Here is a 14,949-nt window from a genome sequence, read left to right as displayed (position 1 = left end):
CAGCCTCTTGAAGAGCAAGCAATCGAGCGCCGACTCCCTTGGTCGCGACCAGTGCACGCTCAGCTGCAACCTCATCTGCGGACGCACCAATCAGATCGCGCATGACTTGCCAACGGATCGAAGGGTCGGAATCAAGTAACCACTCCATGACTGGTCTTGAAATCACCATCCGGTCATTCTCCTTCCCTATTTTGAACAAAAAGGGGGCTGCGACAGGTAGAGATTGCTCCATGCAAAATCGCGGTTTGTATCATATTTGTGTTTAAGCAGCAGATTCCCCTTCTAGATCGGGGGTAACGGCGAAAAAACTAGTCAGTGCGTAAACGTGCTGATTTCTCCATTGTCATATTCGTTCTGACCTAACAAATGGTCTAAGTGTAATTCTAAATCTGCTCCCATTTTCGTCGGTGTGCTCTAACTCCAATTGCCCATTCAGCATCTCAGTCAGGTGCCTCGCGATGTGAGCACGTTAGCAAAAAGTATAAGCCTAGAGGTCGGGTGGCTTTCGCTCGCCCATAATTCGCTTAAGAAGGCAGCATTCGACCAAAATCCAGAAATGGCGGTGCAGGGATAACCCTAACATCGCCATTTTTATTCCCAGCCCAAGTACTGAGTCAAAGTTTTAAACGCTAAGTCACTCGCCTAGGTCTCGTGCAAGCCAGCCTGAGTTATCAAGACGATTGGGGTCAGTCCCAATCAACTCAGCTAGGTGTTTCTCTATTTGCTCGAGTTCGGTGCTTCCAATCTGCCGAGCCCATTTTTTCCGCAACTCATCAAAGATCTCTTCAGCTTCTCGCAGCATGTCAAACCCTCGTGCGGTGACACGAAGGCGTTTGCGCCGAGCGTCAGCTGGATCTGCTTCGCGAACGACGTATGCGCGCTTTTGAAGGATCCCAATGGTTTTCGCCGCCGCCTGTTTTGAGACCATTAAGCGCCGACCTAGCTCCGAAGCGCTATCGGCACCTGCAGCAATCGCTCGAATGGCTACGTCGTGAACGGGACGAACATCCTCGTAACCACGAGCAGCAAGCTCAGCTTGTGCGGCCTCCACCAGTGAACGATAGCCGCCAATTAAAAGCATTGTTAGTGTAGCACCTGAATTAGACATAGTACAAATATACTAGCATAGCTAAAGATACTCGTCAAAAGCACCGTACTCCAACTCGCTTTTCTTTCTCTGTTGTTAAAAGGACGTCACGGACTTCCTGAAGCAGTTTCTCTTGACAAAGACAACCTGGTTGTCTATTGTTTATATTGACAACCAGGTTGTCCATATAAATTGGAGGGGATTTATGAATGACTATAAACAAAAAAGGTGCTTCACTGAACGGTATCTCGCATCACTACTTAGAAGTCAACAACACTAAGCTTCACTACGTATCAACAGGGACAACTGGTACTCCAATCCTATTGGTTCATGGCTTTCCTGAAACTTGGTGGGCTTTCCGAAAACTGATTCCGCTTCTAGCCGAGAATCACCGTGTTTTTGCCGTAGACCTTCGCGGTTTCGGAGACTCAGACAATGGGCCAGGTAATTACAACAGCAAGACCTCTGCCGAAGACTTGCATCTTCTCATTAAAGAGCTTAATGTTGGTCCAGTTCACCTCACAGGCCAGGACATAAGCGGAGCAACCGTCTTTCGCCTCGCGGCTACCTACCCGGAGGACGTGCTCAGCTTCACCGCGATCGAGATGGGTCTGCCTGGATTCGGCTTAGAGATGCTGGCCGACGTCACACATGGGGGTACTTGGTACATTGGCGTTCTTGCCGCTCCGAATATCCCCGAGATGCTGCTCTCCGGCCGCGAACGTGAGTTCCTTGGACAATTCGTATTCCCAACTATGAGCGCGACGCCAGAAGCAATCACCGAAGACGACATCAACGAGTTCGTTCGTACCTACTCACGTCCCAACGGTTGGCGCGGAGCGATTGGCCTCTACCAGTCTATGCTTCAGGAGGGCGAAGACATTGCAGCTCTCGTCGCCGCCCGCAAACTAAGCATGCCAGTGATGGCAATCGGAGCCGGAGGCGGTGAATTCACCTTTGCAACAATGAGCCAGGTAACGTCTGGCGAAGTCCAGTCGGTCCTTCTTGATGGCGTCGGCCACTACGCCGCACTGGAGGCACCCGAGAAGGTGGCAGATGCTCTTCTCAAATTCGTTGACAGCATAGATATTGCATCATTCAAATCGGAGCAATAAACCCACAAATATGTAGAGACCGAGCGCAAAAAAGGTAACTCGATCATTCAGTTCTGAAACCACACGTTACCCATTAGTTCAAAAACTTTCCGTTATTTGTGATACGGTTCTCCGTAACAGCTGTTGGGCGAAATAAAGGACGCCTCAATCGGGCGTCCTTCACACATACTAGCTAAGCGATTCTAGCAATGTCTTCAACTGTGGGTTAAGCTTCAATACGTTCAAAATAGTCTGCAACGCTTCTGCACGTGTTGCATTGCCCTGAGGATCGAATTGCCCATCACCTTTACCACTAACAATACCGGCTTGCGCTGACGCCTGGATCTCATCCGCTGCATAGGCACCGTTCAGGTCATTGAAGTTGCCTTTGGTCGTGTCCTTCTCCACGCCACTAAGGTTTACAATGCGGGACAGCATGACCACCATCTCTTCACGTGTAATCGTCTGATTCGGCCTGAATGTATCGTCCTTGTAGCCAGTGATTACTCTTGCGGCTACCAGGTTCTCAATCGCTTCTTTAGCCCAGCTCCCGTCAATGTCCTTCAATGCCGTATTCGTATGGCTGCCGCCTTGAATATTAAACACACGATTCAGAAGGGCTGCGAACTCCGCGCGGGTGATCGCACTATTGGGTCTAAACGTACCATCTTGGTAGCCACTAATGACTTTCAATTGGATGAATAGATCGATCGTCTTCTCAGCCCAGTGCCCTTGCGAGTCAGCGAAATCAGTGGCAGTGTTCGCTTCCTTAGCCTCCGCTGCTTTGGATTCCATCATCTTAACTAGATTAGTTTCATTAATAATGCTGCTGTTGAATACTTCTACCGTAGGCTCTGGCTCAGCAGGCTTCTGTGCCGAATCAGGCGGCGTAGTCGGTGTGGTCGGTGTACCGCTGGACGGACTTCTCGGCGTCACGGAATGAGAGGCGTCGGAGGCCACGCTGCTACCCGCACTATTGACGGCTTGTACCGTAAACGTATAAGCAACTCCGTTGGATAGTCCAGTTACCGTGATTGAACTATCCGTCCCTGTTACGGATATATTACCCGGCATCGCTGTAACCACGTAGTGAGTGATGTTGCTTTCGCCATTCGCTGGGGCAGTGAAGCTGACCGTTGCTTGTCCATTGCCAGCTACTGCGGTTACACCCGTTGGCGCTGCCGGAACGGTTACAGGCGTTGCACTCACTTCATTGGAAGCAGCGCTGTCTCCTCCCGGATTGGTAGCTTTAACAACAAAATAGTACGTTGTACCATTCGTTAATCCGGTCGCATTATAGCTGTATACCGAGCCACTTACGGTAGCATCTTCTAATCCATAAGCGCCAGAGGTCGTGCTTTTGAATATTTTGTACCCCGTCGCACCGACCGCCGGACTCCAAGTTAGACTTATTTGTGTATCGCCCGATGTGGCAGGCTGAAGTACGGGCGCCCCAGGCTGTGCAACTTGAGGTGTTGCGCTCACTTCATTGGACTTTGCACTTTCGCTGCTGCCGATTAAAGCACTGACCTTAAAGTAATATACGGTGCCATTCGTAAGCCCTGTAATCGTGGCACTGTATACGGAACCGCTCACTGTTGCTTCTGCTGCTCCGTAAGAGTTCGAAGTCGTTGATTGATATACCTTATAGGAGGTTGCCCCTGATACAGCACTCCAGTTTACCGTAGCCTGACCATCTCCGGCTGCTGTTGACACTAATGCCGGCACACCCGGTATCAAGATCGTATAGCTTTCGCTCATGACCCCGCTATCGCCCAGACCGGGCGCTTTCGCTATCGCCTTGATCGTTGTTGCACTTGTTACACTGATCGGTGCGGTATACACCAGGCTGCTGCTTGTCGGCACAGTACCATCTACCGTGTAATAGATCGTCGCATCAGGGGTTATCGTCGTCAACTCTACCATCGTTCCGGCTGCTACCGCACCGCCTGCCGGATTCGCTGACGGTGTTGCAGCATCTGGGATTACTACAGCCGTTGCCTGACCAAATCGCACGGCTGCGCTAGAAGCATCGACTTCCACCACCGCTATTTTATCTCCGTTTGCCGCCGCCACTATACCGTTCGGCGGCAAAGGACTATAATCCGCACCGATGATAACGCCCTCGTTCGGCGTCGTCACGGATGAGCTTGCGAAATTCTTGTACTTAAACGTGTTGCCCGTTCCTACCGTCTCTGCAATATTCACATGTGTGTGCCCATTGGTGCCCGCCCCTGTCGGGTCATCCGTTGTTACAGTTAAACCGCTCGCCGATACGGATGATATCTTGATCGCATAATTGGCATTATATGGACTCATCCATATATTCTGACCATCAAACACAGCCCCGCCAAACCCATCAGTTCCCTTTGTAAATCCCGCTGGCCATGTGTTGTAACCGGTCATCGATTCTGTAACCGTATTGAATTTAATGACCTGACTGGCACGAGCAGGTACCAGCCATATATTCTGACCGTCATACGTCCCGCCCGAAAATGCAGTATTACCCTTCGTAAATCCCGCCGGCCAGTTGTTGTAGCCGGTCATCGTCCCCGTATCCTTGTCGATCTTAATCATACGGTCGGCATCATACGGCACCAACCATATATGTTGACCTTCAAATATACCGCCTTCGAATGCACTACCTCCCTTAACAAATCCCGCCGGCCAGTCGTTGTAGCCGGTCATCGTTCCTGTAATCGTATCAAATTTAATAACACGGTCGGCATTCTGCGGTACCATCCATATATTTCGACCATCGAACGTAGCGCCCGAAAATGCAGAACTACCCTTCGTAAATCCCGCCGGCCAGTCGTTGTAGCCAGTCATCGTCCCCGTAGCCTTGTCGATCTTTATGACACGGTCGGCATTTCTTGGCGCCAACCATATATTCTGACCATCATAAATACCGCCAGCGAACGCACCATTTTGCAGCGTAAATCCCGCCGGCCAATCCTTATAGCCTGTCATTATCCCCGTATCCTTATTGACCTTAACGACACTGTTGGCGCCATATGGAATCAACCATATATTCTGGCCATCAAAAACGCCGCCCGTGAATGGAGAACTTCCCCTAACAAATCCCTCCGGCCATGTGTTATAACCAGTCATTTCACCCGAATTCTTATTGATTTTGACCACGTGGGTGCCACCAAATGGTATCATCCATATATTCTGGCCATCAAACGTACTCGAATAAAAACCATTTGTATGAGTATATCCCGTTGGCCAATCGTTGTACCCGGTCATGACGATGTTCGTTCCTAGCGGATTCCCACTGCCTGTTCCGCTATACCCGAATCCGTCCTGATTATAAATCGTAGCCGCAAAACCTTGATTAGCCGGCAATCCTAGCAGAATAACCATTACCCCTATCATCAGACGAATCCGTCTGCCAATAGCCAACATGCTCAACTCCTCTTTTGTACATGACTTCACCAGAACTTCATTTAAGCCTCCCTTTTATGTACACCTGTAGGGATTTCCGCCTATTATATCTCGCTGATTATTTCATTTGTGAAATATAAAGAAATCTTTAAGTTAAAAGATGAAAATGGAGATGCGGCGACAGAACAAAAAATGGGTCACAGCGTCAAGTAATGCCACACGCCATGATCCCACTTTTTTCACCGAGTAATAACGATCTCAAATCCGAGACGGGCAAAGTAAATCCACAATGTTTAACGAATATTTCGACTTATTTGTGATACGGTTCACCGTATTGCGGCTCAGTATAACATTCTGGAGAAGATTGAAGTGAGATTTGTAATTTAGAACACTCACAGACTCATTCAGTTTTATTTGATTTCTCAATTTTCTCTTTGATTATTTCATTAGTGCTTCTAGCGATCCATATATTTGATAATTCATCGTAAGTCACAATATAGTTAGGTAACCCCGAATTAGTTAAATTACTTAATCTTTGTGGCTGCTGCTGTGTGCTCTTTAGAAAATGGAGAATTTTATCTGTGGCCTCTAAAAATGTTTCATCTGAGGAAATTCCATTAAAGCTGAAGCTATAGTGATCATTATTTATTTTGACTTCAATACCAAAAGTTACTTCTTTTTCTTCTGCACCATTTCTCGTTACTTTACTATACTTTTTTCCTCTTATTTTCTTGAATGTATACGATAAAACAAACTTTATACTGTCCCATGTAGCATTAGTTATTACTCCTGAAACCAAACCAAGAGCTAATGAAGAAGTGACTATATAAGTATACACATTTGTAAAATCTTCAATCGAAGCAGTAATGCGCCCATTTCTATCTCGTGATTGAAAATCAATTCCAATCTCATTTAATCGTAACCTTATTAGTGATAAGTCACTTTCATCTATTGGCCCAGATAAATAAGATAAACCCATTCTATATTGTGGATTAATGACTTTTCTCATCTCGAATCCCCCCTAAGAGATTACTGTTCAATTCGTGGCATCAGCTTAGTGTATGGCTTCATAATTCTTAATAACATATATCGATCCCCGTTTATCGTGATGAGACTCCAAGAATAAACTTATTATACCAAAGAAGAAACATCTTATAATTGACCCTATAAAAGTGATAAAAGGGCCTGAGCCCCTTTCTTAATCTTTGTTCTTCTCGTCATTCTCTTTCTTGGCCAGTGCCTCTCTTACTATCTCTGCGGCGATCTTGATAAACTGTTCGTAGTCTTTGTTATTCATTGTCTGACTAACTCCTTTTTTATATCAAAGGAGTTTTTGTAGGGGTTGCTATTCCTGATATGTAGCTTTACTTGGACAGCATTGAAAATTTGTAGATGTTCAAGACAATGATCAGTACTTAAAGAGATGCTTAAATACAGTCACGCGTAACATGCTCATTTTATCTATCCAAAGTAAAAGGTCACTTGATTCCAAGAATCCAGCAATAGTAATCATAAAAAAGAAGCAGCCTGTTACTTAAACTCAGAAAGAGTTAAGCATTGGACTGCTTAATTTTTGTATAGACATGGAATACAAAACTGAGACTATAACTCACCGACAAGTTGTGAGATCATAAATAAACATGAAGTAAGCGAAAACAGAGTACATACATTACAATCTTGGCGCTCCAGATAGCTCAGATTCGTTTTAAGTAGGATAGAACGATACAAACTATGCAGGGCAATTTATAAAACATCAGAAAGCGCTCTGGGCTACTTCAATTATTGTGTTAGTATCTGAAATGACAGTGGCATATGTTTTCCTAATGTGGCTTACAGCCTTGACGTATTTATATATTAAGTAGCAAATTACAGTTCCATTTTTGAAAGAGAGAAGAATGATAATGGAGAAGAATATCACAAAGAGAGTAAAATACTACACGAATTTCATGAGCTTATATGAATTTCTTGCGGATGCTAGGTATTCAAGTCCAGATCAAGATGTCGATTTCAAGGGAGAGATCGAAATTGAGCCTGAAATGCTCAACAGTCTAGTTCAACAATTCAATAGGCTGTATATCTCCAGAAGAAAGGGCTATCTTGTTCAAAGTTATTCTCAAATTCACGAGTTAGGTAAGGCATTTACTTACAAGGAACAAACGCTTAGTGATATCGTATTGCAGAATCATCTTCTTGGAAAGCAGACAATCGCTTGCTATCCGTGTAACTCTTACACCACCAAGTGGTTTCTTTTCGATGTTGATGTGGCCTTGAATGATAAGAATGCAATTACACTAGCTAAACGCTGTACTAAAAGACTGATCAATACACTAAGAAAGTACATTCCAGAAGAGTACATACATTGCTATAGAAGTGGAAGCAAGGGCTACCACGTTGTTATTTATTTAAGCGAACCTGCTCTAAGACAACGAATTGAAGATTTCCAACAGCGTATTATTGCTATGGCTGGCTTACAGGGATTAAAGAATGCTAGTGTTGAGATCATTCCACAAATAACAGATGAAACTAAGCAAGGCAAAACAGCCAAGCTACCTCTTGGACGAAATCACATCAATTTAGAGTATGGTTCTAATTTTTGTTGCCTTGTAAATCTTGATACGCTTGAGTATAAGCCATCACAGTACAGAAATTTCTTGGAAATAGAACCGTTGAATAGAGACTTCTTTAATAATGACGTTGTCGCTGTTATTGAAGAAGTAGCGCCAGTTGTCACAAAGATGCGAATTCCAAAACGGCGTATAGTAACGAAGGTTGAAACTGCACCACGAGTAATCCAAGAGAAAGATATATTTGCTTTTTGTAACAGCTATGAGATTACAGCTCATGGCCAGCGTCATGACATGACTTTTGATTTGGCTTTAAGGTTAAAGAATGACTACAAATTATCACAGAAAGAAACAGAAGCAGCTCTAATAGATTGGCTTGATAACCAAGAAGGCGGATATGGCTCTTCTAAGGCAGAAGCGATCAGAGATACAAAGTTCCAAGCACAGTATGTATACAGCAGAGGGTATGAACGAAGAGGAAAGTTAATTCAGAGTATCGTGGTGACAAAAGATGAAGCTGCATTTTTTGCTGACATCGTAAATGACAAGAATAAAATTGGCATTATGGAACGGAATGCAATAACTTTGTTAGTTGCGTTCATCAGGCATGCTAAGTTATTTGGCGACAATCAATTCTTTATGTCTTACGATCAAATTGAGAGAATTTCGGCTGTAAGAAGAATGGCGATAAATCCTTGCATAACACGCTTAGAGCATTTAGGGAAAATAGAAATAATAGAGCGAATCGATTTCAAGAAAGGTATAACAAAAGCAAACAGGTATAAGATTGCATTGGATGTTACGCATAAAGAAGCTATGGAAGGTTACATAATCCACTATGACAGCGAGATCAATGTATTGGACATCTTATCGCATTTTTACAGTGTAAATCAATTGAAATCAATGCTTACGAAATCACTTTATAATAACATTTTGGAATCGTAAGAATCGTCTTAGAACGCTGAAAAAGCTTTTTACAATAAGAACAACGGTATATATTTCTAAGCTAACAGGAACGATCTGAACAGCTTATACGAATAACACAAAACCAGTCGTTGCGACTGGTTTATTTGCGTTTCTTTTCACTTGTACTTCTCATAAATTTGACGTTCTTTAACGCATAATCAAGGGCCATGTTAATAAGTTCATTTCTGGAACGCTCACTTTGTAGAGCCAAACTATCTAACTTATCAGCAATTGCTTTATCTACTCGAATAGTGATCGTCACACTTTTCTCTTTAGGTGTCACAATAAAATCATCATTATCCATTTGCGTTCACCTCTTACATCAGTATAGAAATAGTAAGAGATTGAAAATAGAACACAATTTGCAATCATAATAAATTACAAAATAGAATACGCGTGGTAAAATATTACTCAACCTTAATACTAGGAGCGCTACGATGTCAAAATACAAATGGCTAGGCTTTATTGCAATATTGTTGGTGGTTCTTAATGTATTTCTTATCATGCATCTGTACAAAAAAATAACGGAAAGTAGCGAGAGTAACCGCTATGTGGCACAGAGACAAGTGGATAATCTAACTACAAGTAATGCAGACGTAAAGAATGCTATAGACTATTTGGAAATTCAGAGTGATTTGTCACAAGGCTTCAAAAAGTATGTTCTGAATGACTTCAAATCCAAGAATACAATGAGCATTAAGATTAATGAGATGACTTTATCAAAACAAAGTAACGATATTATTCTTAAGGCAGTATTGCTGAACGACTCTGCAAGTAATGTGAATTGGATTCTAATGAATATACAGCTATATAATACAGCCGGACATAATATTGGCCTTGTGCCGTATACCATATTGTCTAGCCAAACTGGTGATAAACCATTAGAACCAGGAAAAGAAATAACTCTAAATCATACGTTTGAAGGTGAAAACGTAGAAGAATGGGATGGTAGATTCTCTGTAGATGTACTCACAAAGAACTCTGATAGCAACCAAGCCTCAAGTCAAAACAATGCTGAGCCTGAAAAGAATGAAATAAATGAACAACTCTCTAATGAGGATCGGATCAAGACAGCAATCACAGGTGCTGTTAGCGAATTGAACGGAATAGAAATTTATCAAAGAGACGGAAAGTATGCAGTTGAGGCGACTTATGATTTAGAAGATGGTCCCTACCTAAAAAGTGCTGCTGAGAAGGTAGCTCGTAACTTTACATTCGCAGCATACGCTACAGGATTGCCTATTCTTAGGACATCCATAATTATCAATAAGCCTGATGGGATAGTGGGGCTAACAGTTACTGTGGGAAGTGCTCAAGCAAATACACAGCCAGAAAGCACTTGGTCTGATTCAAAAATTGGTCCTACAATCTTTATGGATTGGGTAAAGCAAAATTCCAATGACGATTATGATAATCTTGATAATCATACAGTAGCTAAGTACAACTTCTAGCGTGTACTTACAAATTTATGCACTGTACGATAAGTTTCAACTATACGTTAAGGAGTTGAAACAATGGAAACGAATCAAGAATTGATTAACCAGTATGTGAAAAGTGTTATGGAAAAAGAGCAGCTTCTGGAAAAGCTAAACTTAACAGTCTTATCGGAACAAGATTTGCACAAACTGATGTTGCTAACCTGTACTATGAATGAACTAGTCGGACGGATGGTAGATGCCGGACTAATTCAAATTGAAATCGAGAAGTAATCAGATTAGCATTCGTAATACACTTTCAATTTACACTTAAACAAATATGATACTACAAATAGTAATCAATTAAATTTAACTATTTGTAGTATCATATTTTATTTATTGATATGGAATACAAGAATGAAAGTATATCCCACTTCCAATCCTCGCGTGCCTCCGCAAAGCATTTTTATCCAAGTAATTCCAATTAATTAAACAGTTTTTTATATTCCGTAGATCTCTTTCCGTTTTTTAAATGCCTGCTCACTGCCCTCAAGGATTGCACATGTGATTTTCTTCGTTTCTACTGTATCAATTGAGCCACGACTTGTTATTACAGTTTTTTCATTGGTACTTCTTAATGGAATTATTAACTCTGCATCCCCTAATACAGCAATATTAGCATTATGAGTCACTATTATGACTTGTCTGTGCTCTTTTACCTTCCTCAGACTTTTAACGAGTGTTTTATAAATAAATTCACTGTCAAGATTATCTTCTGGTTGGTCAATTATTAATGGACAATTACTTTTTGAATAGAGCAGAACAGTCAATAGAATTGATTGCTGTTGTCCTAACGACAATCTAGAGAAATCGCGGGTGGAATGTTTTCGATTTCCACTTTCGTCAGTTATTACTCTGGTTATCTTTATTTCTGGAAGGTCTTCAAAATTACATCTCTCAATTTTGAAAAGATTCGATGCTTCACTGAGTGTTATTAATATGTTTTCTGCTTCTGACAGAGAGAATATCTTATTTCCATTAGCATCAACCACCTCGTTAATAAGTGCCATTGTATTCTTACTCTTTATTAACTCTAGTAAAGCAATTGGTGAGTACTTATTAGCTATATAAGAAGCTCTTGGTATTTGAGATGTCTTCCAATTCATTGCGTCCTTAATTATTTGCTGAAGTTCAGGCGAGTGTATCCCCTGAACGAACTTAATATTTACAAAGTAATCAACTACACTTGTAGCAAGATTGTCATTCATCTTTTTTGCAAAAGCAACACGATGCATATAAATTTTATTCTTTAGTTCTCTTCTCTGTTTTAGTAGCTCTTTTCGTTCTTGTTGTTTTTCCTCCATTTCCTTCTTCTTTTTTTCAAGTTCAGCTAATTTTTGCGTATAATCATACACATCTTGTGTGATCTTACGGATAAATCCCATATCTAGTTTAATTCCTCTAGCTTCAAGTGCTTTCCTGAGGTTTTCAATTTTAGTTTGTGTTTCAGCTTCCTTTGTTGTCCATGACTTCAATTGTAGTTTGATTCCTGAAATAACATTTTTGAGTTCGTCATTTATATTTCCAGAAACCCCGGAAATAAAGGTTGAAAATCTTTCTACTATTTTTTTTACTTCAGAAAACTCTACTTGCCCTGCAACCAATGTTGCTCCATCAAGCTCTAATACCTGATTTAGAATGGTTTTATCCGATAAGCTCTCACTTATTGTTTTAACCAAGACATTTAAATTATCAACTAATTGAGTCCTAAATGTTCGTTCTTTTACAAGGCTCTCTTCAAGTTCAACAACTTCTTTGGCGTTTTGTGCCTTTAGAGTGTTCAATTGCTCTTCTGCGTTTAATTTAGCCTTCTGTATATCTGGAATCGATTTTACTTGCAAAGAAGCCCTTTCAATTTCGGTTTGATTTGCTAACAACTTCTCAAGCATTTCATTCTCTTCGGTCTTTATTGTTCCAAAATCAATAAATTCATCTAAAAAGCGTAACAGTATTCCCGGGTCTTTATCACAATGTTGAATTGTATCTGCTGTTTCACCTTGGCCATAACTTTCAATTTGAATTTGGGTCAAACCATCTTCAGGATTAGTTATGTTTATTAGATTAGCATTTTTATCTCTAACAAATAATTGTTGCCTTCCTGTTTGATCCTCATAAACAAGTGCTATTCGATCAGGCCATACTTCACTATCTAATAGATTTTTTCTCGCGGTATTACCAGATGCTGCTCGAACTGATTCGAGGGTAGTTGATTTACCAGTTCCACGTCCACCTATTATACATGTAAGATTCTTACTGAAGTTTATAACTTGTCCATCTAAAAAACCGCCGTCAAACTTTATTCCAATAAATTTAGGAATTGACTCTGGTATCAAGTCTTCTATACGTACTCTTGCGCTCGAATCTAAAAGAGCGATGCGGAATGCTTCAAACGTAAGACTTTCCATTTTAAGCCTAGTTAATTTTTTGCTTCCTGCCGCATTTTTCCCTAAGGCACTTAGCGTATGAGCGTCAGATGACATAACTTTTGCCAATTCATAAGTATTCTCTTCATTTAGTGCTCTTTTTCTTGTTTCTAATAGTCTCTTTCTATCTGGATTTGTATCTATATTGGAGTACCAATTGACACTTTGGATATTACTAATTTCAAAGGCTAATAGGTTTTTACAGACCAATATTTCCTCCTTAAATGGTGGATATCCATTAACCATACTTTCAAATCCAGTATCCAAATCAATGTGAGCAGCCACACCAAAACCACCATACTCATTAGCAATTTGTAAACACTGGGGTATGGTGTTATAACACGACACTTTATTGTCTGAAATATTCAGTTTGCCAAAAAAGTTAGTTAGTTTTTCAAACGTTGGTAAGTATACAAGTAGATGCCCCTGTGGGGTTGAAAGTTCAACCCCTGGAATCACTAAAATATCCTTATCTTTAGAATAGTCTAGCGCCCTTTTAACGTTTCCTATTGAATTATGGTCAGTGACGCTAATGACCTTTAAATTTTCGCTAATAGCTGTATCGATAATATTCTCTGGGGTCATATTCGAATCTTTGACATCATAAGATCCTGTGTCGCCGAATGAATGTATATGGAGATCAGCTCTTTTAAACTCAGCACCGCTACTATGATTTGTTATTTCACTAGACACACTTTGTAAACTCGGGCTCATAACTTACCTCCATATTCATGAAATCTCAGTTTGGTCAACAAACCCACCTATTAGTGGTTAAATCAAAGCTATTAGTTTTGTGACAAACCAATATGTACAAATAATCTCCTGCAAAGTAGAATCCCCATATAAAATATATGAAATCAATTCATAGGGGAGCTATTTAATGATTCAGCTAATTAAGAATGTGGTTGGCTATGTCCGAATCAGTTCAGATTCACAAAGAGATAATACTTCAGTCGCAGAACAGAAAAAGAGAATACAGGCATATTGTACCAGTCAAAATTGGCATTTAAAAGGAATTTTTGTCGATGAAGCAAAGTCTGGCTCTAAAATTGACGAAAGAATTGAGTATGCAAAAATGCTTGAATTCGCTCAAGATAAATGCAATCAGATCGATGCAATTATCGTATTCAAGTCAGACAGAATACATCGTCACTTAAAGAATCTTTTGATTATGATTGAAGACGATCTACAGCCACATGATATTGCTTTTATTAGCGTCTCAGAGAACTTTGATACTTCAACGCCACAAGGAATGCTCACGCTACAGATGCTTGGTAGCTTTGCAGAGTTTGAGCGAAACTTGATCAATGAAAGGACACGCTCTGGCCGTGTAGTCACTGCTAAATCTGGCAAGTATGCTGGAGGCAAGATTCCATATGGATATGCAATCATGGACGGCAAATTCATAATCAACGATTTTGAGGCAAAGATCGTGCGCGAGATGTTCCAGATGTACTCTGAGGGCAAAAGCTACGGTTTTATTGCAAAATATATTAGCTCATACTTTAAACAGTCTGGAGACAATCCTGAGAGCTCTGATGCCAATAAAAACTGGTCGAGGACTTCGATATGCTATATTTTGCGCAATGCTTCGTACACTGGACTACTTAGCTATGACGGTAAGAAAGAAAAGAATCAAATTCAGGTTAAAGCTTCGATTCCAGCAATCATATCAAAGCAGCTATTCAATAAGGTCCAAGCAATGCGAGAACTGAAAAGAAAGAAAAACGCTTAGTCATGGAGAAGAAGAAACGAGTTCTTACTGTCTCCAGTGCGTTCATCAATAATCAACTCATACCTCAGATCAGAATTCAGGGCAAGTGGCTGAATGGTCTGGGGTTTTCTGTTGGTTATAGAGTTGAAGTCGAAGAAATGCAAGGCGAATTACGAATTACGGTTTTGAATCAAGATAAGTCTAGTGAGTCTACTCAATAATCTTTAACATTTCAATCG

At 41.1% G+C, this 14,949-nt stretch carries 11 protein-coding genes; 6 read left to right on the top strand and 5 right to left on the bottom strand.

Annotated features, from left to right (window positions below):
* Positions 1–634 precede the first annotated feature (634 nt).
* A complete protein-coding gene (locus tag COHPA_RS0114220) occupies positions 635–1,081 on the bottom strand; it encodes a MarR family winged helix-turn-helix transcriptional regulator (protein WP_027086825.1) in 447 nt (148 codons plus the stop codon).
* 215 nt (positions 1,082–1,296) lie between these two features.
* Here COHPA_RS0114220 and COHPA_RS0114215 point away from each other — a divergent pair, with 215 nt between their 5' ends.
* Entirely contained in the window at positions 1,297–2,202 is a 906-nt protein-coding gene (locus COHPA_RS0114215) for an alpha/beta fold hydrolase (protein ID WP_027086824.1), read from the top strand.
* A gap of 168 nt (positions 2,203–2,370) precedes the next feature.
* On the opposite strand, the gene COHPA_RS24510 is transcribed toward COHPA_RS0114215, so the two are convergent.
* On the bottom strand, positions 2,371–5,589 hold the full coding sequence (locus COHPA_RS24510) for an S-layer homology domain-containing protein (protein WP_027086823.1): 3,219 nt from the start codon (positions 5,587–5,589) through the stop codon (positions 2,371–2,373).
* 379 nt (positions 5,590–5,968) lie between these two features.
* Positions 5,969–6,577, bottom strand: coding sequence for a hypothetical protein (locus tag COHPA_RS0114205; RefSeq protein ID WP_027086822.1), 609 nt, complete (start codon positions 6,575–6,577; stop codon positions 5,969–5,971).
* Between the two features lie 892 nt (positions 6,578–7,469).
* Here COHPA_RS0114205 and COHPA_RS0114195 point away from each other — a divergent pair.
* On the top strand, positions 7,470–9,077 hold the full coding sequence (locus tag COHPA_RS0114195) for a TOTE conflict system archaeo-eukaryotic primase domain-containing protein (protein WP_156926671.1): 1,608 nt from the start codon (positions 7,470–7,472) through the stop codon (positions 9,075–9,077).
* A gap of 121 nt (positions 9,078–9,198) precedes the next feature.
* Here COHPA_RS0114195 and COHPA_RS0114190 read toward each other — a convergent pair whose 3' ends face one another.
* A complete protein-coding gene (locus COHPA_RS0114190) occupies positions 9,199–9,402 on the bottom strand; it encodes a CopG family ribbon-helix-helix protein (protein WP_027086820.1) in 204 nt (67 codons plus the stop codon).
* Positions 9,403–9,535: 133 nt separating this feature from the next.
* On the opposite strand from COHPA_RS0114190, the gene COHPA_RS0114185 reads away from it, so the two are divergent.
* Together COHPA_RS0114185 and COHPA_RS0114180 are read left to right on the top strand one after the other, a co-directional pair.
* A complete protein-coding gene (locus COHPA_RS0114185) occupies positions 9,536–10,549 on the top strand; it encodes a hypothetical protein (RefSeq protein ID WP_027086819.1) in 1,014 nt (337 codons plus the stop codon).
* A 63-nt stretch (positions 10,550–10,612) separates the two neighbouring features.
* A complete protein-coding gene (locus COHPA_RS0114180; RefSeq protein ID WP_027086818.1) occupies positions 10,613–10,807 on the top strand; it encodes a hypothetical protein in 195 nt (64 codons plus the stop codon).
* Between the two features lie 206 nt (positions 10,808–11,013).
* Here COHPA_RS0114180 and COHPA_RS0114175 read toward each other — a convergent pair whose 3' ends face one another.
* On the bottom strand, positions 11,014–13,710 hold the full coding sequence (locus tag COHPA_RS0114175; RefSeq protein ID WP_027086817.1) for a TrlF family AAA-like ATPase: 2,697 nt from the start codon (positions 13,708–13,710) through the stop codon (positions 11,014–11,016).
* Between the two features lie 166 nt (positions 13,711–13,876).
* On the opposite strand from COHPA_RS0114175, the gene COHPA_RS0114170 reads away from it, so the two are divergent.
* The gene (locus COHPA_RS0114170; protein ID WP_027086816.1) at positions 13,877–14,731 is read left to right on the top strand and encodes a recombinase family protein; all 855 of its coding nucleotides are present in this window, start codon (positions 13,877–13,879) and stop codon (positions 14,729–14,731) included.
* Positions 14,732–14,733: 2 nt separating this feature from the next.
* On the top strand, positions 14,734–14,931 hold the full coding sequence (locus COHPA_RS0114165) for a SymE family type I addiction module toxin (RefSeq protein ID WP_027086815.1): 198 nt from the start codon (positions 14,734–14,736) through the stop codon (positions 14,929–14,931).
* Positions 14,932–14,949 lie beyond the last annotated feature (18 nt).

It is taken from the genome of Cohnella panacarvi Gsoil 349, assembly GCF_000515335.1.
GTDB lineage: Bacteria > Bacillota > Bacilli > Paenibacillales > Paenibacillaceae > Cohnella > Cohnella panacarvi.
The sequence above is the reverse complement of the archived record's forward strand: the minus strand, read 5'-3'. Positions and strand labels throughout refer to the sequence as shown.

Coding starts and splice junctions, on each gene's coding strand:
- COHPA_RS0114170 (WP_027086816.1), top strand. CDS start 13,877: ATGATTCAGCTAATTAAGAATGTGGTTGGCTATGTCCGAATCAGTTCA.
- COHPA_RS0114195 (WP_156926671.1), top strand. CDS start 7,470: ATGGAGAAGAATATCACAAAGAGAGTAAAATACTACACGAATTTCATG.
- COHPA_RS0114180 (WP_027086818.1), top strand. CDS start 10,613: ATGGAAACGAATCAAGAATTGATTAACCAGTATGTGAAAAGTGTTATG.
- COHPA_RS0114215 (WP_027086824.1), top strand. CDS start 1,297: ATGACTATAAACAAAAAAGGTGCTTCACTGAACGGTATCTCGCATCAC.
- COHPA_RS0114185 (WP_027086819.1), top strand. CDS start 9,536: ATGTCAAAATACAAATGGCTAGGCTTTATTGCAATATTGTTGGTGGTT.
- COHPA_RS0114205 (WP_027086822.1), bottom strand. CDS start 6,577: ATGAGAAAAGTCATTAATCCACAATATAGAATGGGTTTATCTTATTTA.
- COHPA_RS0114175 (WP_027086817.1), bottom strand. CDS start 13,710: ATGAGCCCGAGTTTACAAAGTGTGTCTAGTGAAATAACAAATCATAGT.
- COHPA_RS0114190 (WP_027086820.1), bottom strand. CDS start 9,402: ATGGATAATGATGATTTTATTGTGACACCTAAAGAGAAAAGTGTGACG.
- COHPA_RS0114220 (WP_027086825.1), bottom strand. CDS start 1,081: ATGCTTTTAATTGGCGGCTATCGTTCACTGGTGGAGGCCGCACAAGCT.
- COHPA_RS0114165 (WP_027086815.1), top strand. CDS start 14,734: ATGGAGAAGAAGAAACGAGTTCTTACTGTCTCCAGTGCGTTCATCAAT.
- COHPA_RS24510 (WP_027086823.1), bottom strand. CDS start 5,589: ATGTTGGCTATTGGCAGACGGATTCGTCTGATGATAGGGGTAATGGTT.